Origin of the sequence: Streptomyces sp. NBC_00454 (assembly GCF_041434015.1) — a bacterium.
Taxonomy (GTDB): domain Bacteria; phylum Actinomycetota; class Actinomycetes; order Streptomycetales; family Streptomycetaceae; genus Streptomyces.
The window spans coordinates 6,524,855-6,546,750 of sequence record NZ_CP107907.1; the positions used below are offsets into that span (position 1 = coordinate 6,524,855).

Genomic DNA, 21,896 nt, shown 5'->3' on the forward strand with positions numbered 1-21,896 from the left:
GACCTAGGCCGTCTCTTCCGGATCTTGCCGGGCCCGCGCCGCCCGGCAACCGCACCTCGCCGCGCTGCCGGGTCACCCGAGTACGTCCAGTACGCGGGAGCCCCGGCAGCACGGCGAGGCACGGCACCGGACGACGCGGGCTCGACCGGCAAGATCCGAAAGAGACGACCTAGCCCCGGAACCCCAGCAGGCCGTGCAGCGCCGCGCCGCCCGCCGACGGCGGGACCGCGCGGGTCGCGGGGAGCGGCTTGGGGGCCGGCTGGGCGGGGCAGGTGGCGTCGGCGGCCTTGCCTGTCAGCAGGTACGAAGCCAGCTTCTCGTCCAGGCACTTGTTGCCGCTGAGCGCGATCCCGTGGTTGCCGCCGCCCTGCTCGACCACCAGGGCGGAGCCCGCGAGCTTGCGCCGCATGCTCACCGCGCCCTCGTACGGGGTCGCCGCGTCCTCGGTCGCCTGGAAGAGGAGCGCCTGCGGGAGGTCGGTGTTGGTGACGTCCGGGGCCTGCAGTGGCTCGGTCGGCCAGAACGCGCACGGGGCGTTGTACCAGGCGTTGTTCCAGGTCATGAAGGGCGCCTTGGCGTGCGTGCGCCACATGTCGGCGCGCCAGGTGTTCCAGTCCTTGGGCCACGCCGAGTCCCGGCACTGCACGGCCGTGTACACGCTGTAGCTGTTGCCCGCGGAGGGCTCCACCGCGCCGAACTTCTCGTACGCGGCCACCAGCGGCTTGGGGTCGTTGTCCACGGAGTACGAGGAGAACGCCGCGGCCAGGTGCGGCCAGTAGCCGTTGAAGTAGCCGCCCGGCATGAAGGTGTCCTCCAGCTCGGCCGGACCCACCTTGGCCCCCGCCGGGGTGGTGCGCAGCGCCGAGCGCATCTCGTACCAGCGGGCCTCGACCGCCGCCGGGTCGGTGCCCAGGTGGTAGGTGGAGTCGTACCGGGCCACCCACGCGAGGAAGGACTTGTGGCGGGCGTCGAAGGCCTGGTCCTGGGCGAGGTTGTCCTCGTACCAGACCCCGGCCGGGTCGACGACCGAGTCCAGGACCAGGCGGTGGACGCGGTCGGGGTGCAGCTTGGCGTAGACCGCGCCCAGGTAGGTCCCGTAGGAGTAGCCGAAGTAGCTGAGCTTGTCGGCGCGCAGGGCGCCCCGCAGCACCTCGAGGTCCCGGGCCGCCGAGACCGTGCCGATGTACGGGAGCACGTCCGCGTGCTTGGTCTGGCAGGACTCGGCGAAGGCCTTCACCCGCTCCAGGTTGGCGCGCTCGGTCGCCTCGTCCAGGGGGACGGAGTCGGGCCGCACGGGGGTGAAGTGGCCGGCGCCGCAGTCCAGGACGGGCTCGCTCTTGCCGACGCCCCGGGGGTCGAAGCCGATCACGTCGTACTGGCCGGCGACGTCCTTGGGCAGTGCGGAGGCGATGTAGCCGGCCAGGGTGCGGCCGCTGCCGCCGGGGCCGCCCGGATTGACCAGCAGCGGGCCCTGGGAGCGGGCCGCGGTGTGGGGGACCCGGGTCAGGGCGAGGGAGATCTGCCGGCCGTCGGGCCGGTCGTGGTCGAGGGGGACCTTGAGGGAGGCGCACTGGAGCGTCGGATAGCGGGACGTGGCGCAGTTGGACCACTTCAGGGGCGCCGGCGCGGGTGCGGGCGCGCCGGGCGCGGCGGCCGTCACCGGGCTCGCGAGGGCGGCGGCGACGGTGGTGACCGCCAGCAGGACGGCGGCGCGCTTCTTGAGGGGCGGACGGTTCACGGGGCTCATGGGGCCTCCCAGCCGAGGGTTCTGGGCGGAATCGTCCCGGAACCCGCGCCCGGAAAGGGGGATTGGGCGGCCTATTGGCCCGATGTGATGACCCTTCAGTCGGTCGTACGGTCGTACGGGCGCGCGTGCGCGGCCTCAGAGCAGGCTCAGCTGGGTGGGTCCGGCGGGCACGGGCTCGGCCGGCCGCTCCGGCAGGAGGGTCCCGCGGTCCCGCCCGCTCCCGCCCGGCCCGATGCCGAATTCGGCGGCGAGCTCGTGGACTTGTCGGGTGATCATGCGCTGGTACCAGGTGGGCGCGTACGAGCCGCCCGCGTACATCCGCTCGTACCGTTCGACCAGGTGGGGATGGTGCTCGCCCAGCCAGGCCGTGAACCACTCGCGGGCCCCGGGCCGCAGATGGAGTACGAGGGGTGTCACGGAGGTCGCGCCCGATTCCGCGACGGCCCGGACGGTGTCCCGCAGCTGCTCCGGGGAGTCTCCGAGGAAGGGGATCACCGGGGCCATCAGGACCCCGCACTCGATGCCCGCGTCGGTCAGGGTGCGCACGGCGTGCAGCCGGGCGGCGGGGGAGGGGGTGCCGGGTTCGACGGTGCGCCACAGGGCGGTGTCGGTGAAGCCGACGGAGACGGAGATCCCGACGTCGGCGACGGCGGCGGCCTCCTGGAGGAGGGGGAGGTCGCGCAGGATCAGCGTCCCCTTGGTGAGGATGGAGAAGGGGTTGGCGTGGTCGCGCAGCGCCCCGATGATCCCGGGCATGAGCCGGTAGCGGCCCTCGGCCCGCTGGTAGCAGTCGACGTTGGTCCCCATCGCGATGTGCGCGCCGGTCCAGCGGCGGGCGGCGAGCTCGCGGCGCAGGAGCTCGGGGGCGTTGGTCTTGACGACGATCTGGGAATCGAAACCGATGCCGGTGTCGAGGTCGAGATAGCTGTGGGTCTTGCGCGCGAAGCAGTAGACGCAGGCGTGGCTGCAGCCCCGGTAGGGGTTCACGGTCCATTCGAACGGCATCCGCGAGGCCCCGGGGACCCGGTTGAGGATCGAGCGGGCGCGCACCTCGTGGAAGGTGATCCCGCGGAACTCGGGGGTGTCGAAGGTGCGGGTGACGACGGCGGCGGCGCCGAAGAGCGCGGCGGGTCCGGCGGGCCGGCTCTCCTCGTCCCCGTCCTCGGGGGGTTCGTTGCTCAGGCTGTCCCAGCGCATGGTGCGGCTCCCTAGGTGGCTCGCCCCCGAGAATAGAACAAACGTTCCCATGATCGTGCGGGGCGGGGAATTCGCTGGTCAGGGCGTTGAGGGGGTGGAAGGCTGAGCCTCATGGCGGGATACAGACTCACGGTGTGCCTTCCGGGCGAGGCCCGGGACCGACTGGAGGAAGCGGTCGGCGAGGCGCTGGCGCCCTTCTGGCTGGACCGGGACGGTGACATCTCCCAGGACCTGCGGATCTGGGACAGTTGGCGGATCCAGGGCGGCGCGGAGGGGGCTGGCTACCGCATCCGGCCAGGTCAGGAGGAGGACCCCCGGATCATTCACGACCACCCGCGCTGGAACGGCTCCCGAGAGGACAGCCGGCCCGGCTGGTGCGCGGGCGGTCCGCGCGGGCTGCTCGTGGTGCGCGGGCGCTCCGAGCGGACCGCAGAACTGGCCGGTGCCGCCTGGGACCACTGGCAGGAGTTGCTCCGGAAACACCCGCCGGCCCGGCCGTGGGAGGACTTCCTTCCGGAGCGGATCGGAGTGGAGCGGTCCGACTTCGAGGCCGCGTGCGACGAGGCCCGTGCCGAATACCTCGCGCAGACGCCGGCCGCGCCCTTCCGGCGATGGGTCGCCGAGCTGCCCGTCGATCCGGCCGCCGACGGGTTCGAATCCGCCCTCTGTGACATCGACGACCCGCTCGGAACCTTCGGCTATTTCCGCACCCGGGAGACGTACGTCGGATACGGCAGCGGCTGGGCCGCCGCCTGCGAGAACGTCCTGACCCTCGACGGCTGGTGGTGCGAGTGGGGCGAAGACCCTCTGCACGGTGCCTGTGACGACCCCGGATCCTGCCCGCACACCCCGCCGTCCACGAGGCGGATCGGCAGTGCGGGGGCCCACCTCGCCGGACTGCCCGGGGACACGCTCCTCGTGTACGTCCGCTGCCACGTCTGACCCGGATTTGGGCGCCCGCCCCGGAGGTGGTTGGCTTGCGGCGACGACGGACACAACTGCTGGAGGACAGCCATGGCGCAGGTCGAGGCCACCACGGAGCGCATCATCACGGCGGACGCGGAGACCGTGTTCGACGCGCTGGCCGACTACACCGGGACCCGGAGCAAGCTGCTTCCCGAGCACTTCAGCGAGTACGAGGTGCGCAAGGGCGGCGACGGCGAGGGCACCGAGGTCCACTGGAAGCTCCAGGCCACCAGCAAGCGGGTGCGCGACTGCCTGCTGGAGGTCACCGAGCCCACCGACGGGCAGCTCGTGGAGAAGGACCTCAACTCCTCAATGGTCACCACCTGGACGGTCACCCCGGCCGGCGAGGGCAAGTCCAAGGCCGTCGTCAGCACCGTCTGGAACGGCGCGGGCGGCATCGGCGGCTTCTTCGAGCGCACCTTCGCGCCCAAGGGTCTCGGCCGTATCTACGACACCGTTCTGGCCAACCTGGCCGCCGAAGTCGAGGGCTGAGCAAGGATGTTGCCGGTGAGGTCGGGAACCCGGCTTCACCGGATCGGGTGAAACCGCTGACCTGGGGGGGGGCCGGTGCTGCAGAAGAACGGGCTGTACTACCCGTACATCCACTTCCGCGACGAGAGCTGGCTCAAGGCCGCCGCGCTGTACTGGCCCAGCCTGGGCCGGGTGGTCCCGGACGGATACCCCGTCATGGACTCACCGACTGTCGAGCGGTTGCGCGAGGGGCTCCCGGGCTTCATCCACGACGTGGACCCGGCCGCGGCTGCTCGGGCCGTGGCCGAGGACTTCCTCGAAGTGCTGTCCGGGGGTTCCGCCCTCCTCGGGGAACTGCGCGACAGGCACGCGAACTTCGAGGAGTTGCGGGACCGGACCGCGGGCGGGGCCTCGAACGGCTTTCCCGACTTCGAGCACGGACGGCGCGGCGCGCCGACCATGTCCCGCGCACCGGCCCCGCGCCGCATCCGCCCGTTCGGACTGGCCGGTGTCTACCACGGCGAGGTCGACCCCCGGCTGCGCGAGGCCCTGGCGGAAGGCGGGTTCGCCCTTCCCACGCACAGCACGAGCTTGCGCGGGGTGGGCCGCGGCGGCTTCCTCACCATGTCACCCGAGCTCGCTTGGGTGTACAAGTGTGCGCTGACCGAGGAGCTCGCGCGGCTCGGCGGCTACGCGCCGACCACCGACCACGCGGCCGCGCACACCGCCGCGCAGGGCTGGGACCCCGAACGCATCGCGCGGGCGCTGCTCGACCGCGACTCCGACCCCGGGGTCTGGCGGCCCTTCGCCGGGGGCGGCGACCTCTTCGACCCGGTGGACGACGGCCTCCTCGACACCGTGGGGATGCTGGCCGTGCGCGTCGTGCTCCCCGCCGACCTGCGCGGCATCGACATCGAGAAGATCATCGAGCTGCGCACGACGCACACGGCGGCCTTCGACCGCTTCGGCCGGGCCGTCACGGATGCCGTCGAGGCCCTGAAGACCGACCTCGCGGACATCCGGCTGCCCGAGGCCGCCCGCCGCTACGTCGAGCAGGAGGTCGACCGGCGGTTCCGGGTCCCGCTGGCCGAGCTGGAGGAGGCCATGGGATCGCTGAACACCGCCACCACCTTCAGCGCGGCCAACGTCGCCTTCGTGCTGCCTCCCGCCCTCGGCTGGGCGGTCGGCCAGTTCTCCGGCAGCTCGCTCGTGGCCACCGGACTCGGCGCGGCCTTCAGCGTCGCCGGGGTCGCCCACGGAGCGCGCCGGCAGAAGCAGGCCGTGCTGGCCGCCTCCCCGGCCGCGTACCTGCTCTCCGTCAAGCAGGAGCTGGCCCCCGCGCAACTGCTCCGGCGGATCGCGGCCCGCGTGAGCGTCCGCAGGTGAGGGCGGGCCGGGCCTGGGGCCCCTAGGTCGTCTCTTTCGGATCTTGCCGGGCCCGCGCCTAGTCGGCCCCGGCCGTCGGTGTGGTCGGGCGTCAGTGCGGTCGGGCGTGGCCCCGGGGTCCCGTGGGGCCGGGCGGTTAGGGTGGGGCTCTGAGCGCTACCGACCGCCCGGGGGCCCGATGAAGATCCTCATCTCCGCCGACATGGAAGGCGCCACCGGCGTCACCTGGCCCGCCGACGTGCTGCCCGGGACGCCGCAGTGGGAACGCTGCCGGACGATGTTCACCTCCGACGTGAACGCCGCCGTACTCGGCTTCTACGACGCGGGCGCGGAGCAGGTCCTCGTCAACGAGGCCCACTGGACCATGCGCAACCTGCTGCTGGAGCGGCTCGACGCACGCGTCGAGATGCTCACCGGCCGCCACAAATCCCTCTCCATGGTCGAGGGCGTCCAGCACGGGGACGTCGACGGCATCGCCTTCGTCGGCTACCACACCGGAGCCGGAGCCGAAGGGGTCCTCGCCCACACCTACCTCGCCAACTCCATCACCGGGGTCTGGCTGAACGGGACCCGGGCCAGCGAGGGCGTGCTCAACGCACACGTCGTCGCCGAGTACGGGGTCCCCGTGGTGCTCGTCACGGGAGACGACCTGACCTGCGTGGACGCCGCCGGATACGCCCCCGACGCGGTGACCGTCGCCGTCAAGGACCACGTCTCGCGCTACGCCGCCGTCTGCCGCACCCCCGCCCGCACGGCCGCCGACATCAGGGCCGCCGCCAAGGCGGCCGCATCCCTGGCGGTCCGTCACGAACCCGTACGCGGCGGCCCTTTCACGGTCGAGGTGGAGTTCGACGCGGAGCACCTGGCGATGGCTGCCACGGTGGTACCCGGCGTCGCGCGGTCGGGCGAGCGCAAGGTCGCGTACACCAGCGCGACCATGTATGAGGGGATCCGGACCTTCAAGGCGGTCACGACGATCGTCTCGGCAGCGGTGGAGGAGCAGTATGGCTGACATGTCCGACCCCAACCCCGGCTCGGTCCTGGACTCCCCGGTGGACCGGACGGCGCTCGACGAGGCCGTGGAGTTCACCTCCGGCCTGATCCGCATCGACACCACCAACCGGGGCGGCGGCGACTGCCGTGAGCGGCCGGCCGCCGAGTACGTCGCCGAGCGGCTGGCGGCCGCCGGGATCGAACCGGTGATCCTGGAGCGCACCCCGGGCCGCAGCAACGTGGTGGCCCGGATCGAGGGGACCGACCGCACGGCCCCCGCCCTCCTGGTCCACGGCCACCTCGACGTGGTCCCCGCCGAGGCCGCCGACTGGAGGGTGGACCCCTTCTCCGGCGAGGTCCGCGACGGGGTGGTCTGGGGCCGGGGCGCGGTCGACATGAAGAACATGGACGCGATGGTGCTGGCCGTCGTACGGGCCTGGGCGCGGGCCGCCGAGAGGGGGCTGGACTGCAGGCCGCGCCGGGACATCGTGATCGCCTACACCGCCGACGAGGAGGACAGCGCGATCGACGGAGCCGGCTTCCTCGCCGACCGGCATCGGGAACTCTTCGAAGGCTGTACCGAGGGCATCGGAGAATCGGGTGCCTTCACCGTGCACCCCGGCCCCGGACGGCCCCCCCTCTACCCGATCGCCGCCGGTGAACGCGGCACGGCCTGGCTGAAGTTGACGGCCACCGGTACCGCCGGGCACGGCTCCAAGCCCAACCGGGCCAATGCCGTCAGCCGGCTCGCCGCCGCCGTGGCCCGGATCGGCGAGCACCGGTGGCCGGTCCGCCTCACCGACACGGTCGTCGCCTGCATCACCGAACTGGCCGCCCTCCAGGGGCTGTCGGTGGATCCGCGAGCCCCCGGCTTCGACCTCGACGCCGTCCTGCGCGAGCTCGGACCGGCCTCGGCCCTCGTCGAGGCGACCGTCCGCAACAGCGCCAACCCCACCATGCTCAGCGCCGGTTACAAGCTCAACGTCATTCCCGGCACGGCCACCGCCTTCGTGGACGGCCGGATGCTGCCCGGCGGCGAGGCCGAGTTCATCGCCACCCTCGACGAGCTCACCGGCCCCGACGTGCGCTGGGAATTCCACCACCGCGAGGTGGCCCTCGAAGCCCCCGTGGACGGGCGGACCTACGCGATCCTGCGCGAGTCCGTCGAGCGGTTCGACCCCGAGGGGCACGTGGTCCCCTTCTGCATGGCGGGCGGCACCGACGCCAAGCAGTTCTCCCGCCTCGGCATCACCGGCTACGGCTTCTCCCCGCTGAAGCTGCCGCCCGGCTTCGACTACTGGTCCCTCTTCCACGGAGTGGACGAGCGGGTCCCCGTCGACGCCCTGCACTTCGGCGTGCGCGTCCTGGACCACGCGCTGCGCACCCTGTGATGGAGCCCCGCACCGCTCCCTACGGCAGCTGGCCCTCGCCCATCGACGCCGCGCTCGCCGCCTCCCTCGACGGGCGGCCCGAGTACGTCGGCACGGTGGGCCCCGAGGTGTGGTGGACGGAGCCCCGGCCGGCCGAGGGCGGGCGCCGCGCGCTGGTCCGGCGGTCGGCCGACGGCGGCCACCCCGTCTCGGTGCTGCCCGCGCCGTGGAACGTGCGCAGCCGGGTCACCGAGTACGGGGGCCGGCCCTGGGCGGGCACCGAACGCCCTTCGGGCGGACCGCTGGTGGTGTTCTCGCACTTTCCCGACCAGCGGCTGTACGCGTACGAGCCCGACGCGCCCGGCGGCACCGCCCCGCGCCCGCTGACCCCCGTCTCGGCGGTCGGCGGCGGGCTGCGCTGGGCCGACCCCGTACTGCACGGCGGCGAAGTCTGGTGCGTGCTCGAGGAGTTCACTGGACCCGGGCCGACCGATGTGCGCCGGGTCCTGGCCGCCGTACCGCTGGACGGATCGGCCGCCGAGGACCGCTCCCGGGTGCGGGAGCTCACCGACGACGGGTACCGGTTCACCACCGGCCCGCGGATCTCCCCGGACGGGCGGCAGGCCGCCTGGCTGGTGTGGGACCACCCCCGGATGCCCTGGGACGGCACCGAGTTGAGGCTCGCCGAGGTCACCCCGGACGGGCGGCTCGCGCAGCCCCGTACCGTACTCGGCGGACCCGAGGAGGCCGTCGCGCAGGTCGAGTGGGCCGGTGACGGGACCCTCCTCGCGGTGAGCGACCGGGGCGGCTGGTGGAACCCGTACCGGGTGGACCCCGACACCGGCGGAGCCGTCAACCTGTGCCCCCGGGAAGAGGAGTTCGGCGGGCCGCTGTGGAAGCCCGGACTGCGCTGGATCGCCGCGCTCCCCGGGGGCCTCGTCGCCGTCCTGCACGGCCAGGGCTCCTCGGTGCTGGGCGTACTCGACCCGGAGAGCGGCGACCTGGTCGACGCGGCCGGTCCGTGGACGGCCTGGCAGCCCACGCTCGCCGTCCTGGGAAGCCGGGTCTACGGGGTCGCGGCCAGCCCGCGCAGCGCGTACGAGGTGGTGGAGCTGGACACCGCCACCGGGCACGCCCGGGTGGTGGGCGGCGGGAGGGCGGATCCGGTGGACCCGGCGTACTACCCCGAGCCGCAGAGCCGGACCTTCCACGGTCGGGGCGGGCGGCAGATCCACGCCCACGTCTATCCGCCGCACCATCCGGAGCTGCGGGCCCGGGACCGGGAGCTGCCCCCGTACGTGGTGTGGGCGCACGGCGGCCCCACCGACCACGTGCCGCCCGTACTCGACCTGAACATCGCCTACTTCACCTCGCGCGGCATCGGCGTCGTCGAGGTCAACTACGGCGGCTCCACCGGCTACGGACGCGCCTACCGGGAGCGGCTGCGCGAACAGTGGGGCGTGGTCGACGTGGAGGACTGCGCGGCCGTGGCCCGCGGTCTGTCCGCGGAGGGCACCGCGGACCCCGACCGGCTCGCGATCCGCGGCGGCAGCGCGGGCGGCTGGACGGCGGCGGCCTCACTGGCCTCCACCGGCCTCTACGCGTGCGCGGCGGTGATCTACCCCGTGCTGGACCTGTGCGGTTTCGCCGAGGAGACGCACGACCTGGAGTCCCGCTACCTCGACGGTCTCGCCGGTCCGCCGCGGACCCTGGAGAGGATCAGCCGCGAACGCTCCCCGGTGGCCCTGGCCGACCGGATCACCGCGCCGTTCGTCCTCCTCCAGGGCCTGGAGGACCCGGTCTGCCCGCCCGCCCAGGCCCAGCGGCTGCTCGACGCGATGCGCGGCCGCTCGGTGCCGCACGCCTACGTGACCTTCGAGGGCGAGGGACACGGCTTCCGGCGCGCGGAGTCGATGGTCCGGGCCCTGGAGTCGGAACTGTCCCTGTACAGCCAGGTGTTCGGCATCGAGCGGACGGACGTGCCGAGGCTGGTCCTGGAGCCGTGAGCGCTCAGGCCGTGCGGCTGCGCAGCAGATGGGTCCGCTCGCTGGTGCGCAGCCACACCCGCAGCGGGCCCACCGGGCGGAAGCCGTGCCGGATCGCGGTGCCGAGGTCGTCACCGGACTCGTAGCCCACGACGGCCAGGCCCGGCCACAGCCCGGCGATCGAGGCCAGGGAGCCGCTCCAGGCGGCGTCGTCCGGGGTGCCTTCGGCGGTGAAGACGTTGGAGAGGCCCACCACTTCGCCGGTGCGGTTGGCGACGGCTCCGGCGCGGATCCGCCCGCCGGGGTCGCGGCCGGCGAGGAAGGCGATCTCGGAGGTGAGGAGCGCCGGGCGGAACAGGCCGGTGCTCTCCTCCCCGTCCCAGGTGGCCTCCCAGGCCTCCAGCTCGGCGGCCGAGGCGACCCGGGTCCAGTTGAGCGCGAGCCCGGGCGTCGGCGCGGGGGCGGGAGCCGTGGCCGGGCGGTGGATCCACTGGGCGTCGAAGAGCACCTCGAAACCGTCCGGTGCCAGGTCCAGGACGGCGAAGCTGTCCTTCACCGAACTGCCCGGGGCATCGGTGTCGATCCCCGTCAGGACCGCCCCCTCGGAGGCCTCCGCACGGAGGGTCACCGCGTCGGGGTAGTAGGGCGGGGTCCGCCGCGCACTGATCCAGACGTCCTCGCCGAGCGAGCCCTCCAGCCCGTGCGCGCGGCACACGGCGTCGCACCACTCCGCGTTGTTGAGCGCAGCGAGCAGGCGTATCCCGTCGTTCTCTTCGTTGATCACGACGGCGATGGTGCCATACACCTACCCTGGGCGCGTGGTCGATTTCCCTTACCTCGTCGCGGGCCCCCGGGTGGGGCTGCGCCCCTTCCGGCTCGCGGACGGCGCCGAGTTCACCGCCCGCGCGCGAGAGAGCCGGGGGCTCCATCACCCCTGGCTGTCCCCGCCCGCCACGATCGAGGCTTACGAGGCCTACGCGGCCCCGCTGATCGAGGGCGGGGTGAAGGCCAAGGCCGGGTTCCTCGTCTGCGAGCGGGAGACCGGCGCCATCGCCGGCTTCGTCAACATCAACAACATCGTCCGGGGCGCCTTCCAGTGCGGCGCCCTGGGCTACGGGGCCTTCGCGCACGCGGCGGGCCGCGGGCTGCTCGGCGAAGCCCTCGACCTGGTCCTCGGCCACGCCTTCGCGGCGGACGGCCTCGGCCTGCACCGCCTGGAGGCCAACATCCAGCCGGGAAACACCGCCTCGATCGCCCTCGTGCGCGGCCGCGGCTTCCGGCTGGAAGGGCTCTCCGCGGACTTCCTCCACGTCGACGGCGCCTGGCGGGACCACGAACGCTGGGCGATCACGGCCGAAATGCCTCGTCCCCGGGCCCCGCATCGCACAGGATGAATCCATGCGAACCCTCGTACTCCTCGACGCACCGTCCAACCTCGGTCTCCGGCCTCCCGCGCCGGGCACGGTACCCGGCGTGTACAAGCTGGCCGGGGCCCTGCGCGAACAGGGCCTGCTGGCCCGGCTCGGCGCGCGCGAGGGCGGGGTGGTCGTCCCGCCGCGCTACGACCGGGGGGAGTGGAAGGAGGGGGACGGGGTGTTCCACGCCGGGCCCCTCGCCGCGTACACCGTCACCCTCGCCGACCGGATCGAGGGCCACCTGAGGTCCGGGGAGTTCCCCGTGGTCCTCGGCGGCGACTGCTCCATCCAGCTGGGCGCCTCGCTCGCCATGCGCCGCCTGGGGCGGTACGGGATGGCCGCCATCGACGGCTCCGCGGACTTCCGCCACCCCGGCAACGAGGCCGTCAACGGGCCCGTCGGCGCCGCGGCCGGCGAGGAACTGGCCCTGGCCACCGGGCGCGGCCAGGCCGGACTCGCGAACCTGGAGGGCCTCGCGCCCTACCTGCGCGACGAGGACGTACGGCTCTTCGGGCTGCGCGACGGCGATCCCGACCTCCCCGAGCTGCGCGCCGCCGGGATCTTCGCCGCCACCGTGGGCGCGATCCGCGACCGGGGCGCCGGGCCGGTGGCCCGGACGGCCCTGACCGGGCTGCAGCCACCGGCCACGGCCGGGTTCTGGGTCCACCTGGACGCCGACGTACTGGACCCGTCGGTGATGCCGGCGGTCGACAGCCCGGACCCCGGCGGTCTGATCCCGGACGAACTCGCCGAGCTGCTCGGGGTGTTGATCAGCTCCCCGCGCTGCGTCGGGCTCAACGTCACGATCTACGACCCGGACCTGGACCCCGAAGGCCGCGCGGGCGCACTGCTCGCGGACCTGGTGGCGGGCGCGTTCGCCTAGGCCGTCTCTTTCGGATCTTGCCGGGGGCGGCCGGGCGCCCGTCCCCGGCGGGTGCCCCGCGGTCAGACCCCGATCGCGCCGTCGATGCGCTCCCGCAACAGGTCCGCGTGGCCGTTGTGGCGCGCGTACTCCTCGATCATGTGGATCAGCACCCAGCGCAGCGAAACCTCGCCCAGCCACCCGTCCTTCCCCGAGACCTCCAGGTCGGGTGCCCGCGCCGCGAACCGCTCGGCGAACGCCACCTCCGCCCGCCACGCCTCCCAGGCGCCCTCGACCACCGCGGGCTCCGCCCCGGCCCCGTCGAAGTCCCCGTCGGGATCGTCCGCCGAGGAGAACCGGGCCGCAGCCTCCTGGCCGGCCAGCACCTGCCGGAACCAGCGGCGCTCCATGTCCGCGAGGTGGCGCACCAGCCCGAGCAGCGACAGCGTGGACGGCTCCACCGACCGGACGGCCAACTCCTCGTCCAGACCGGCACACTTGAGCTCCAGCGTCGCACGTTGTGCTCCCAGCATCGCGGTGAGCATCACTCGCTCGTCACCGGTCGTGGGGCGTCCCCTGAACTCGCTCTCGGCCTCGGCTCCGCCGAAGAACTCGGCCTTTCTGCTGCGTTCGCTCATGCGCCCATTGTCGATCAACGATCCGCGCCGGGAAGGGCTTTGCGTAATCCTGACCGGTGGTGATGCGCCGAATCCCTGTGCACCGGCCGCCGCGGCGTGTTCCATTTCCTCATGGCCACCACCGTCAGCCGCTCCGTACTCACCCTCCCCGCAGCACCCCTGGGTCCCGAGAACCCGCTGCCCGCCCTGCGCGCCTTCGACGAGGTGCACGTGCTCGACGAGCGGGCGCGCGAGGGCCTGCCGCGCGACATGGCCCGCCAGATCGGGTACGAGCCGCTGCGCTCGCTGCTGCCCGTCCGGATCCGGGACGGTTACCAACGGCGGCGTGCGGAGCGGGACATCGAGACGATCGTCATCGAGAACGCACATCTGCGCGTCACCGTCCTGCCCGGACTCGGCGGCCGGATCCACTCGCTCGTGCACCTGCCGACCGGACGCGAACTGCTCTACCGCAACCCGGTGTTCCAGCCCGCCAACTTCGCCCTCAACGGCGCCTGGTTCTCCGGCGGCATCGAGTGGAACATCGGCGCCACCGGCCACACCACCCTCTCCTGCGCCCCGCTGCACGCCGCCCTGGTCCCGGCGCCCGACGGGGGCGTGATGGTGCGGCTGTGGGAGTGGGAGCGGCTGCGCGACCTGCCGTTCCAGGTGGACCTGTGGCTGCCCGAGGAGTCGGAGTTCCTCTACGTCGGGGTCCGCCTGCGCAATCCGCACGAGCGGCCCGCCCCCGTCTACTGGTGGTCCAACATCGCCGTGCCCGAGGGCCCGGACACCCGGGTCCTGGCCCCGGCCGACCAGGCCTGGCACTTCGGGTACGAGCGCTCCCTGCGGCGCATCCCCGTACCGGCCTGGGAGGGCGCCGACCGCACGTACCCGCTGCGCAGCGAGTACCCCGCCGACTTCTTCTACGAGGTCGAGACCGGGGCCCGGCCCTGGATCGCCTCCCTCGACGCGGACGGGCGGGGCCTCGTACAGACCTCGACGGCCCGGCTGCGCGGCCGCAAGCTCTTTGTCTGGGGCGCGGGCGAGGGCGGCCGGCGCTGGCAGGAGTGGCTGACCGAGCCGGGCACGGCCGGGTACGCGGAGATCCAGGCCGGGCTGGCCCGGACCCAGCTGGAGCACGTACGGCTGGAGGCCGGGGCCGAGTTCAGCTGGCTGGAGGCCTACGGGGCGCTGTCCGCGGACCCGGCGGCCGTGCACGGGGACGACTGGGCGGCGGCGCGCGGCGCGGCCGGGGCGGCGCTGGAGTCCGCGCTCCCCGCGGCGGCCGTGGACGCGGCCTACGAGGCGTGGCGCGGGTGCGCCGACACCGAGCCGGGGGAGCGGCTGGCGGCCGGCTCCGGCTGGGGCGCCCTGGAGGTGCGGTGCGGGGGGTACAAGCTGCCCGGCACCCCCTTCCCCGAGGACACGCTCGGCGAGGAGCAGGAGCCGTGGCTGGAGCTCTGGCGCAGCGGGGTGTTCCCCGCGCCGCGCCGGGTGGCGCCGCCCGGCCCGAGCCTGGTCGCCCCGCACTGGCGGGACATGCTGGAGACGGCCCGGGCGGACCCGCTGACCGAGTACCACCTCGGGGTCGCGCAGTGGCACGCCGGGGACATCGCCCAGGCGGTACGCAGCTGGGAGCGCGGGCTGGCGCTGGCCCCTTCGCGGTGGCCGCTGCTGAGGTGCCTGGCGGTCGCCGACGGCCTGGCCGGGGACCGGGCGCGGGCGGCCCGCTGGTACGCCGAGGCCTTCGAGGACCTGGCCCGGGAGAGCCGCGGCGGCGAGGGCTGGCTGGCCGCCGAATCGGCGCTGGGCCGGGAGGCCCTCACCGCCCTGCTGGCGGCGGGACTGCTCCCGCAGGCCCGCGCCGTGTGGGACCGGCTGCGGCCCGCCCTGCGCGACGAGGGCCGCTTCCGGCTCGCGGCGGCCCGGCTGCTGGCGGCCGAAGGCCATGTGGGCGCGGCCTGGCGGGTCTTCGAGGAGGGGTTCGAACTGCCCGACCTCCGCGAGGGCGAGGAGATCCTCTCGGAGGTCTGGTCCGCGCTGACGGACCGCCCGCTGCCGCGCCCGTACAACTTCCGGATGCGCCCGCCGGAGCACCAGGGCTGGAGGGGCCAGTGAGGTGACCGCACAGGTTCCTATGACCGCGGTGTGCAGTCCCAGCGCCACGTGGTGCGACGGGGGTGCCCGGGCAGTTCGGCGCGGCCGGTGGCCCACAACAGGGTGAGCCAGGGGTCCGCGCCGCCCGGAGCCTCTGGAAACAGACGGGCGAGCACCCGCGAGCAGAGGGCGGAGGGCGGGGTCCAGGGAAGCCCGAAGCCTTCCGCCACATCGTGCATGTGGACCAGCGTCTCCACGACCCCCATCGCCGCGAAGCCCTCGGGGTCCGACACCCCGGCGGCGTGGTGCCTTCCGCTAGGCCGTCTCTTCCGGATCTTGCCGGGTCCGCGCCGCCCGGCACCGCACCTCGCCGCGCTGCCGGGGCACCCGAGTACGTCCAGTACGCGGGAGCCCCGGCAGCACTGCGAGGCACGGCACCGGACGACGCGGGCTCGACCGGCAAGATCCGAAAGAGACGGCCTAGGCCACCAGCCCGTCGGCGACCAGGCCCGCGAGCACCGCCTCGCCGAGGGCCTGGACCGCCGACTGCGGGCGGACCATCACGGTGATCTCCTTGATCATGTCCTCGCCGTCGAGGTGCAGCATGTCGATGCCGTTGATCTGCTTGCCGTTGACGGTGGCCCGGAAGGCCAGGACCGCCGCCGGGCCCTCGGCTCCGTCGCCGGCGGCTTCCACGCTGCCCTCGAACCGGCCGACGTAGCGGAGGTCCTCGAAGGTGCGGATGAGGACTCCGAAGAGGCCCATCACCATCTTCTTGCCCTCGAAGGGCGTGAACTTCACGGGGCTGTAGAGCCGGATGTCCTCGGTGAACAGGGCCTCCAGGGCGGTGAGGTCGCGGTGGTCGACGGCGGCGCGGAAACGGTCCACGGTGCTCATGAACTCTCCTGGATAGTCAACGATGTGATTAGTCAGATTCTTGACTATCATGACTCGTGCCCCGGTGAACAGGCACCGGTGGACGGACATCGATGGACGGACATGAGGAGGCGGACCGTTGGCCCTGCGTCACGCCGTGCTCGCGGCCCTGCTCGACGAGGAGCTGAGCGGCTACCAGCTGGCCAAGTCCTTCGGCATGGGCGTGGCCAACTTCTGGCAGGCGCTGCCCCAGCAGGTCTACGCCGAGCTGACCAAGCTGGAAGGCGAAGGGCTCATCGCGGGCCGGGAGGTCGTCCAGGAGAGCCGCCCCAACAAGCGCCTCTTCCAGGTCACCGCCGCCGGAATGGCCGAGCTGGAACGCTTCGCGGCCGCCGACACCAAGCACGCCTTCATCCGCGACGACCTGCTCGTGAAGATCCAGGCCGCCGGCTACGTCGACACCGAGTCGCTGATCGCGCAGCTCACGGAGCGGATCGCCTTCGCCGACACCAAGATCGAGATGTTCGACTCCCTGCTGCTCAAGATGCGGGGCGAGCGCGCCGAGGAGGATTTCCTGCGCCACGGCGAGCGGATCGGCCCCTACCTCACCTGCCTGCGCGGCCTGGAGTTCGAGCGGGCCAACCGTGCCTGGTACGAGCGCACCACCATGATTCTGAGCGAGAGGCGGGCACCGCGTGCCGAGCGATGAGCGGAGCCACCCCCTGCGGTACGTGGCTCTCGGCGACAGTCAGACCGAAGGCGTCGGCGACGGGGACGACGCCACCGGGCTGCGCGGATTCGCGGACCGGCTCGCCGAGTTGATGGCGGCCCGGCTCGACCGGGAGGTCCAGTACGCCAATCTGGCCGTACGGGGACGCCTCGCGGGCGCGGTCCGCGCGGAGCAGCTCGCCCCGGCCCTCGCGCTCCGCCCCGACCTGGCCACCGTCGTCGCCGGGGTCAACGACCTCCTGCGGCCCGGGTTCGACGCCGACGAGGTGGCGGGGGACCTGGAGGCGATGTTCGCCGCGCTCACCGCGCAGGGTGCCCGGGTCGCCACCGTCACCTTCCCCGACCTCACCCGGCTGATCCCGCTCGCCAGGGGCCTGTCCCCGCGGCTCGTCGCGCTCAACCACCGCGTCCGGCAGGCCGCCGAGCGGCACGGGGTCGCCCTCGCCGACTTCGGTTCCCACCCCGCCACGGCCGACCCGCGGATGTGGAGCTTCGACCGGCTGCACGCCTCTGAGCTCGGGCACGCCCGGATCGCCGCCGGGCTCGCCCGGTCGCTGGAGCTGCCGGGCAGCGACGACTCCTGGACCCGTCCGCTGCCCGGCCCGGCGCCGCTCGGGCCGAAGGGACTGCGCGGGGCCGCCGGGGAGGTGCGATGGGCCGTCGGGTTCCTCGGGCCGTGGCTCGGGCGCCGGCTGCGCGGGCGCTCCTCCGGAGACGGTCGCACGGCCAAGCGGCCCGCGCTGCTGCCCGTACGGGGCTCCGCGGACGGTTCCGTGGGCGCGTAGCAAGGCAGAGCCGTGTACCCGCGTAGGGCTCGCGGGTTCGCGGCCCCCGCGGGGGTCAGGCGCGCGCAATGATCTCGCCGTTCAGGACCGAGAACCAGGCGTCCGGGGAGGCGCCCCAGGTGTGCCAGGCGTCCGCGATGGCCGCCAGCTCCGCCTCGGTCGCGTGCCCGCCGCCGGTCGCGATGCCGGCGTAGGCCGAGGTGTTCGTGCGGTCCGCCCACAGTGCGGACCACCACGCGGCCTCCTCCGGGGTCGCGTAGCACCAGGACGTCGCCGTACAGGTCACGTCCGTGAAGCCCGCCGCCCGCGCCCATGAACGCAGTCGGCGTCCGGCGTCCGGCTCGCCGCCGTTGGCGCGGGCCACCCGCCGGTACAGGTCCAGCCACTCCTCCAGCCCCGGGGTCTGCGGGTACCAGGTCATCGCCGCATAGTCCGCGTCCCGCACGGCCACGATCCCGCCCGGCCGGCACACGCGGCGCATCTCGCGCAGGGCCTGGACCGGATCCCCGACGTGCTGCAGCACCTGGTGGGCGTGGACCACGTCGAAGGAATCGTCCGGGAAGTCCAGCGCGTGGACATCGGCCGTGGCGAACCCGATGTTGGTCAGGCCGCGCTCCTGCGCATACGCGGCGGCCTGCTCGATCACGTCCTGCGCGGCGTCCACCGCCGTGACCCGGCCCTGCGGCCCCACCAGCTCCGCCAGGTCCGCCGAGATGGTGCCCGGACCGCAGCCCACGTCCAGGACGGACATGCCCGGACGCATCTCGCCGATCAGGTACGCGGCCGAGTTCTGTGCCGTGCGCCAGCGGTGCGAGCGCAGCACCGACTCGTGGTGTCCGTGGGTGTAGACGGCGGTCTCGTGCGGGGCGTTGGCGGACTGTGCGGCGTTCATGGCCGGGTCTCCTTCGTCGTCGAAGCGATGGTGTCACCGTAAAGGATCAGTTCGGGATATGAGATATGCGTATTGACATATGGACACCGTCCTTGCATGCCAAGGGGGTTGGGTGGGTCGGTGGCAGGGTGTTGCGGGTGCGAGGAGAGTGAGCCCGGGGGAGGGGGCGACCCTGGTGAAGGACGGTGAGCGTCATGCCGGACCAAGTGCCGGACACGCATGCAGCGGACCCGCAGGCGGCGGGCTCGAAGACGGCGGGCTCGCAGGCGGCAGGTTCGCCGATGGCGCCGCAGGCGGTGGACCCGCGCGTACCGGACTCGCCGCTCGACCGTCACGCGCAGGCCCTGCGCCTCTTCGGGGAGCGGGTGCGCGCCGTCGCGGACACCCAGTGGGACGCGCCGACGCCCTGCACCGAGTGGAGCGTGCGCGATCTGGTCAACCACGTCACCTCCGAACAGCTGTGGATCCCGCCGCTGGTCGCCGAGGGCCGCACCGTCGAGGAGCTCGCGGACGCCTTCTCCGGCGACGTCCTCGGCACCGATCCGGTCGACGCCTGGGACCGGGCCTCGGTCGCCGCGCACGCCGCTTTCAACGCCCCCGGCGCGCTGGACCGCACCGTCCGGCTGTCCTACGGGCCCGCGCTCGGGTCGGCGTACTGCTCCGAACTGACCGTCGACTGCGCCGTGCACGCCTGGGACCTCTCCCGGGCCATCGGCGCCGACGACCGGCTGCCCGACGGTCTCGTCGAGTTCGCCATCAAGGAGGTCATGCCCTACGCGGACGGGCTGGCCGCCAGCGGCATGTTCGCCGCGCCGCTGGAGGTGCCGCCCGGGGCGAACGCCCAGACCCGGCTGCTCGGGCTGCTGGGCAGGGACGGCTGAGCCCGGTCCGGGGCTTCCCGGCCCCGGCAGTCATAACGGGCGGGGCGGGGCGAATAACCGTATAAAGGCATGGTTGGCGAGCGCGGGTACGGCAGGAAGAGGTGGCGCGCGGTGTCGGGGATCCAGCGCACGACGGCCGAGGGCCGGGGCCCGGTCCGCTACGGACCGCCCGCCCCGCAGCCGGGCCTGCCCGTCCTGCCCGAGCTCACCGCCGTCCTCGCGGCAGCCGCCTGGCGCTCCGCACCCGAGCCCCCGGGCGGGGGAGTGCCCGTACGGTCCGCCGCGGCCCGGCACTGGGGCCGGCGCGGACTGCCGACCGACCCCGAGAACGTGGCCGCCGGACCCGGCGCCCCCGCCCTGCTGCTCGCGCTGCTCGGCGCGTACGGCGGGGACGTCATGCTGCCCCGCCCCTGTCCCGCCTGGTGGACTCCGCAGGTCCGGCTGCTGGGACGGCGGGCCTACCACGTGCCGACCCCGGCCGAATGCGGCGGCGTACCGGACCCGTACGCACTGCTGGAGACGGTGCGCCGGGTGCGCGCCGAGGGCGGCGACCCGCGCGTACTGCTGCTCTCCGTCGCCGACGACCCGACGGCCACCGTGCCCCCGCCCGAGCTGCTGCGGGAGGCCTGTGAGGCCGCCGCGTCGGCCGGGCTGTTCGTCGTCAGCGACGAGACCTGGCGCGACACCGTCCACCGGCCGGTCCACCGGCCGCACGACATGGTGGTGCTCAGCCCCGCCGAGATGCTGCCCGACGACGTGGCGGTCCTCCTCGACCTCTCCGGCGCGCTGCTGCCCGCCGGCTGGCCTGCCGCCGTCGTCCGCTTCCCCGGCACCCCGCGCGGCACCTGGCTGCGGGCCCGCAGCCTCGACGTGCTCACCGCCACCGGCGCCTTCGTGGCCGGCCCCGTCGCCGGAGCCGCCGCGCACGCCCTCGACGAGCCCGCCCCCGTCGCCGACCGCGCCGCCGCGGCAGCCGCCCTGCACGGGGCGGTGGCCGCCGCCGCGCACCGGGAACTGCTGGCCGTCGGGGCGCTCGCCCGGCCCCCGCAGGCCGGCCGGCACATCTACGCCGACCTGACTCCGCTGCGCGCCGGGCTCGCCCGCAAGGGCGTGGGCGACGCGATGGAGCTGGAGGACTGGCTGGGCGCCCGGCTCGGCGCCCCGACCCCCGGCGGGCAGCGGTTCGCGGACGAACCCGTCGCCCTGCGCGTCCGGCTGTCCACCGGTCCGCTGCTGGGCGCCACCCCGGAGGAGCGGCTCGCGGCGCTGACCGCGACCGACCCCCTGGGACTGGACCACGTGCGGGGCTCGCTCGACCGGCTCCGGTCGGTCCTGGCGGGACTGTCCGACTGAGTCGTCTGGCTGAGTCGTCCGACCGAGCCGTCCGGCTCCCGCCGGTGAACGGAGACTTCTCGATGAGGGATCAGACGGGCGCCCCCGGTGCCGCGCCCGGGGCCGCCGCCCCGGCTCCCGCCGCCGGCTCCGCGCCCGCCCGGACCGCCGCCTCCTTCGTCCGTCACGCGGCGGTGCGGCCGGCGCCTTCCGTTCCGCCGGCGGCGTCCGATCCGGCTCCCGCGGTGGGCCCGGCGGTGGTCCCGGCCGCCGCCTCGGCGGTTGCCCCGGCGGTGGCGCCGGCTCCCGTGGTGCGCCCGCTGGGCGAGCACCGGCTGTGGCCCCGCTCGTTCTCCGACCGGCTGACCACCCCGCTGCCCGGTCTGCGCGCGTTCGCCCGGCTCGCCCGCGAAGGCGCCTTCCGGCCCGCCCCCGACGGGCTGCGCGGCATCCCCGACCTGCCCTACGAGCCCGCCCCGGTGCCCGCCCCGACCACCGGGACGGTGTCCGTCACCTGGGCCGGGCACGCCAGCTGGATCCTGCGGGTCGGCGGGCTGACGGTGCTGACCGACCCCGTCTGGTCCCGGCGGATCCTCGGAACCCCGGCAAGGATGACCCCGGTCGGGGTGCGCTGGGAGGAACTGCCGCCGGTCGACGCGGTGGTGATCAGCCACAACCACTACGACCACCTCGACGCCCCGACCCTCAAGCGGCTCCCGCGCCACACGCCGCTCTTCGTCCCGGCCGGCCTCGCGCGCTGGTGCAGGCGCCGGGGCTTCACCCGGGTCACCGAGCTCGACTGGTGGGAATCGGCCGAACTGGGGGGCGTACGCTTCGATTTCGTCCCCGCGCACCACTGGTCCAAGCGGTCCCTGCTCGATGCATGCCGCACCCTGTGGGGCGGCTGGATCCTCACCGACCTGCGGGCCGGGACCCCGAAGAAGGTCTACTTCGCCGGCGACACCGGCTACGGGCACTGGTTCGGCGAGATCGGCCGCCGCCATCCCGGCATCGACCTGGCACTGCTCCCGATCGGCGCGTACGCCCCGCGGTGGTGGCTGCGGGACGTCCACGCCGATCCGGAGGAAGCCGTCCAGGCCTGCCTGGACGTGGGAGCGCGCCGGATGGCCCCCATGCACTGGGCGACCTTCGCCCTGTCCGCCGAGCCGGTGATGGAACCCCTGCACCGCACGCGCGCCGCCTGGTCCCGCACCGGCCGCCCCCGCGAGCACCTGTGGGACCTCCCGATCGGCGGGTCGGGAGTCCTGTGACACGGACCTGACCGACAGGAT

At 73.9% G+C, this 21,896-nt stretch carries 20 protein-coding genes and 1 pseudogene; 14 read left to right on the forward strand and 7 right to left on the reverse strand.

What is annotated here, in order from left to right; translation table 11 throughout:
- Window positions 1–169: 169 nt before the first annotated feature.
- Window positions 170–1,747 carry an alpha/beta hydrolase gene (locus OHU74_RS29785; protein WP_371618720.1) on the reverse strand — a complete coding sequence of 526 codons (1,578 nt, stop codon included), beginning with the start codon at window positions 1,745–1,747 and terminating at the stop codon, window positions 170–172.
- A gap of 135 nt (window positions 1,748–1,882) precedes the next feature.
- Complete coding sequence (locus OHU74_RS29790) at window positions 1,883–2,944, reverse strand: Rv2578c family radical SAM protein (RefSeq protein ID WP_371618721.1); 1,062 nt, start codon at window positions 2,942–2,944, stop codon at window positions 1,883–1,885.
- A gap of 111 nt (window positions 2,945–3,055) precedes the next feature.
- Here OHU74_RS29790 and OHU74_RS29795 point away from each other — a divergent pair, with 111 nt between their 5' ends.
- From OHU74_RS29795 to OHU74_RS29820, 6 genes are all read left to right on the forward strand, one after another.
- Window positions 3,056–3,886 (forward strand): hypothetical protein, encoded by an 831-nt coding sequence (locus OHU74_RS29795; RefSeq protein WP_371618722.1) that lies wholly within the window; start codon window positions 3,056–3,058, stop codon window positions 3,884–3,886.
- Between the two features lie 72 nt (window positions 3,887–3,958).
- Window positions 3,959–4,402, forward strand: a complete 444-nt coding sequence (locus tag OHU74_RS29800; RefSeq protein WP_371618723.1) for an SRPBCC family protein — start codon at window positions 3,959–3,961, stop codon at window positions 4,400–4,402.
- 75 nt (window positions 4,403–4,477) lie between these two features.
- Window positions 4,478–5,767, forward strand: a complete 1,290-nt coding sequence (locus OHU74_RS29805) for a DUF6236 family protein (protein WP_371618724.1) — start codon at window positions 4,478–4,480, stop codon at window positions 5,765–5,767.
- Window positions 5,768–5,945: 178 nt separating this feature from the next.
- A complete protein-coding gene (locus tag OHU74_RS29810) occupies window positions 5,946–6,779 on the forward strand; it encodes a M55 family metallopeptidase (RefSeq protein ID WP_371618725.1) in 834 nt (277 codons plus the stop codon).
- A 1-nt stretch (window position 6,780) separates the two neighbouring features.
- Entirely contained in the window at window positions 6,781–8,151 is a 1,371-nt protein-coding gene (locus OHU74_RS29815) for a M20/M25/M40 family metallo-hydrolase (protein WP_371618726.1), read from the forward strand.
- On the forward strand, window positions 8,151–10,136 hold the full coding sequence (locus OHU74_RS29820; protein ID WP_371618727.1) for a prolyl oligopeptidase family serine peptidase: 1,986 nt from the start codon (window positions 8,151–8,153) through the stop codon (window positions 10,134–10,136). Before OHU74_RS29815 ends, OHU74_RS29820 begins: the two co-directional genes overlap by 1 nt.
- A 4-nt stretch (window positions 10,137–10,140) precedes the next feature.
- Here the strand turns inward: OHU74_RS29820 and OHU74_RS29825 are convergent, their stop codons facing one another.
- Window positions 10,141–10,899 (reverse strand): hypothetical protein, encoded by a 759-nt coding sequence (locus tag OHU74_RS29825; RefSeq protein WP_371618728.1) that lies wholly within the window; start codon window positions 10,897–10,899, stop codon window positions 10,141–10,143.
- A 34-nt stretch (window positions 10,900–10,933) separates the two neighbouring features.
- Between OHU74_RS29825 and OHU74_RS29830 the strand changes: the two genes are divergently transcribed.
- Window positions 10,934–11,509, forward strand: coding sequence for a GNAT family N-acetyltransferase (locus tag OHU74_RS29830; protein WP_371618729.1), 576 nt, complete (start codon window positions 10,934–10,936; stop codon window positions 11,507–11,509).
- 4 nt (window positions 11,510–11,513) lie between these two features.
- Complete coding sequence (locus tag OHU74_RS29835; protein WP_371618730.1) at window positions 11,514–12,413, forward strand: arginase family protein; 900 nt, start codon at window positions 11,514–11,516, stop codon at window positions 12,411–12,413.
- Window positions 12,414–12,475: 62 nt separating this feature from the next.
- Here the strand turns inward: OHU74_RS29835 and OHU74_RS29840 are convergent, their stop codons facing one another.
- Window positions 12,476–13,030 (reverse strand): DinB family protein, encoded by a 555-nt coding sequence (locus tag OHU74_RS29840; RefSeq protein WP_371618731.1) that lies wholly within the window; start codon window positions 13,028–13,030, stop codon window positions 12,476–12,478.
- A gap of 111 nt (window positions 13,031–13,141) precedes the next feature.
- Here OHU74_RS29840 and OHU74_RS29845 point away from each other — a divergent pair, with 111 nt between their 5' ends.
- A complete protein-coding gene (locus OHU74_RS29845; protein ID WP_371618732.1) occupies window positions 13,142–15,130 on the forward strand; it encodes a DUF5107 domain-containing protein in 1,989 nt (662 codons plus the stop codon).
- A 17-nt stretch (window positions 15,131–15,147) separates the two neighbouring features.
- Here the strand turns inward: OHU74_RS29845 and OHU74_RS29850 are convergent.
- Window positions 15,148–15,423 (reverse strand): annotated as a pseudogene (locus OHU74_RS29850) (hypothetical protein); the annotation flags it as partial.
- A gap of 166 nt (window positions 15,424–15,589) precedes the next feature.
- On the reverse strand, window positions 15,590–16,006 hold the full coding sequence (locus OHU74_RS29855) for a nuclear transport factor 2 family protein (protein WP_371618733.1): 417 nt from the start codon (window positions 16,004–16,006) through the stop codon (window positions 15,590–15,592).
- Window positions 16,007–16,124: 118 nt separating this feature from the next.
- Between OHU74_RS29855 and OHU74_RS29860 the strand changes: the two genes are divergently transcribed.
- Entirely contained in the window at window positions 16,125–16,694 is a 570-nt protein-coding gene (locus tag OHU74_RS29860) for a PadR family transcriptional regulator (RefSeq protein WP_371618734.1), read from the forward strand.
- Complete coding sequence (locus OHU74_RS29865; protein ID WP_371618735.1) at window positions 16,681–17,499, forward strand: SGNH/GDSL hydrolase family protein; 819 nt, start codon at window positions 16,681–16,683, stop codon at window positions 17,497–17,499. The genes OHU74_RS29860 and OHU74_RS29865 overlap by 14 nt, the downstream gene beginning before the upstream one ends.
- A 55-nt stretch (window positions 17,500–17,554) precedes the next feature.
- Here the strand turns inward: OHU74_RS29865 and OHU74_RS29870 are convergent, their stop codons facing one another.
- On the reverse strand, window positions 17,555–18,391 hold the full coding sequence (locus tag OHU74_RS29870; protein WP_371618736.1) for a methyltransferase domain-containing protein: 837 nt from the start codon (window positions 18,389–18,391) through the stop codon (window positions 17,555–17,557).
- A 281-nt stretch (window positions 18,392–18,672) separates the two neighbouring features.
- Here OHU74_RS29870 and OHU74_RS29875 point away from each other — a divergent pair, with 281 nt between their 5' ends.
- The 3 genes from OHU74_RS29875 to OHU74_RS29885 all read left to right on the forward strand — a co-directional run bounded on the left by OHU74_RS29875 (window position 18,673) and on the right by OHU74_RS29885 (window position 21,875).
- Window positions 18,673–19,272 carry a TIGR03086 family metal-binding protein gene (locus tag OHU74_RS29875; RefSeq protein WP_371619854.1) on the forward strand — a complete coding sequence of 200 codons (600 nt, stop codon included), beginning with the start codon at window positions 18,673–18,675 and terminating at the stop codon, window positions 19,270–19,272.
- Window positions 19,273–19,392: 120 nt separating this feature from the next.
- Window positions 19,393–20,625, forward strand: coding sequence for an aminotransferase class I/II-fold pyridoxal phosphate-dependent enzyme (locus tag OHU74_RS29880; RefSeq protein WP_371619855.1), 1,233 nt, complete (start codon window positions 19,393–19,395; stop codon window positions 20,623–20,625).
- 62 nt (window positions 20,626–20,687) lie between these two features.
- Window positions 20,688–21,875, forward strand: coding sequence for an MBL fold metallo-hydrolase (locus OHU74_RS29885; protein ID WP_371618737.1), 1,188 nt, complete (start codon window positions 20,688–20,690; stop codon window positions 21,873–21,875).
- Window positions 21,876–21,896 lie beyond the last annotated feature (21 nt).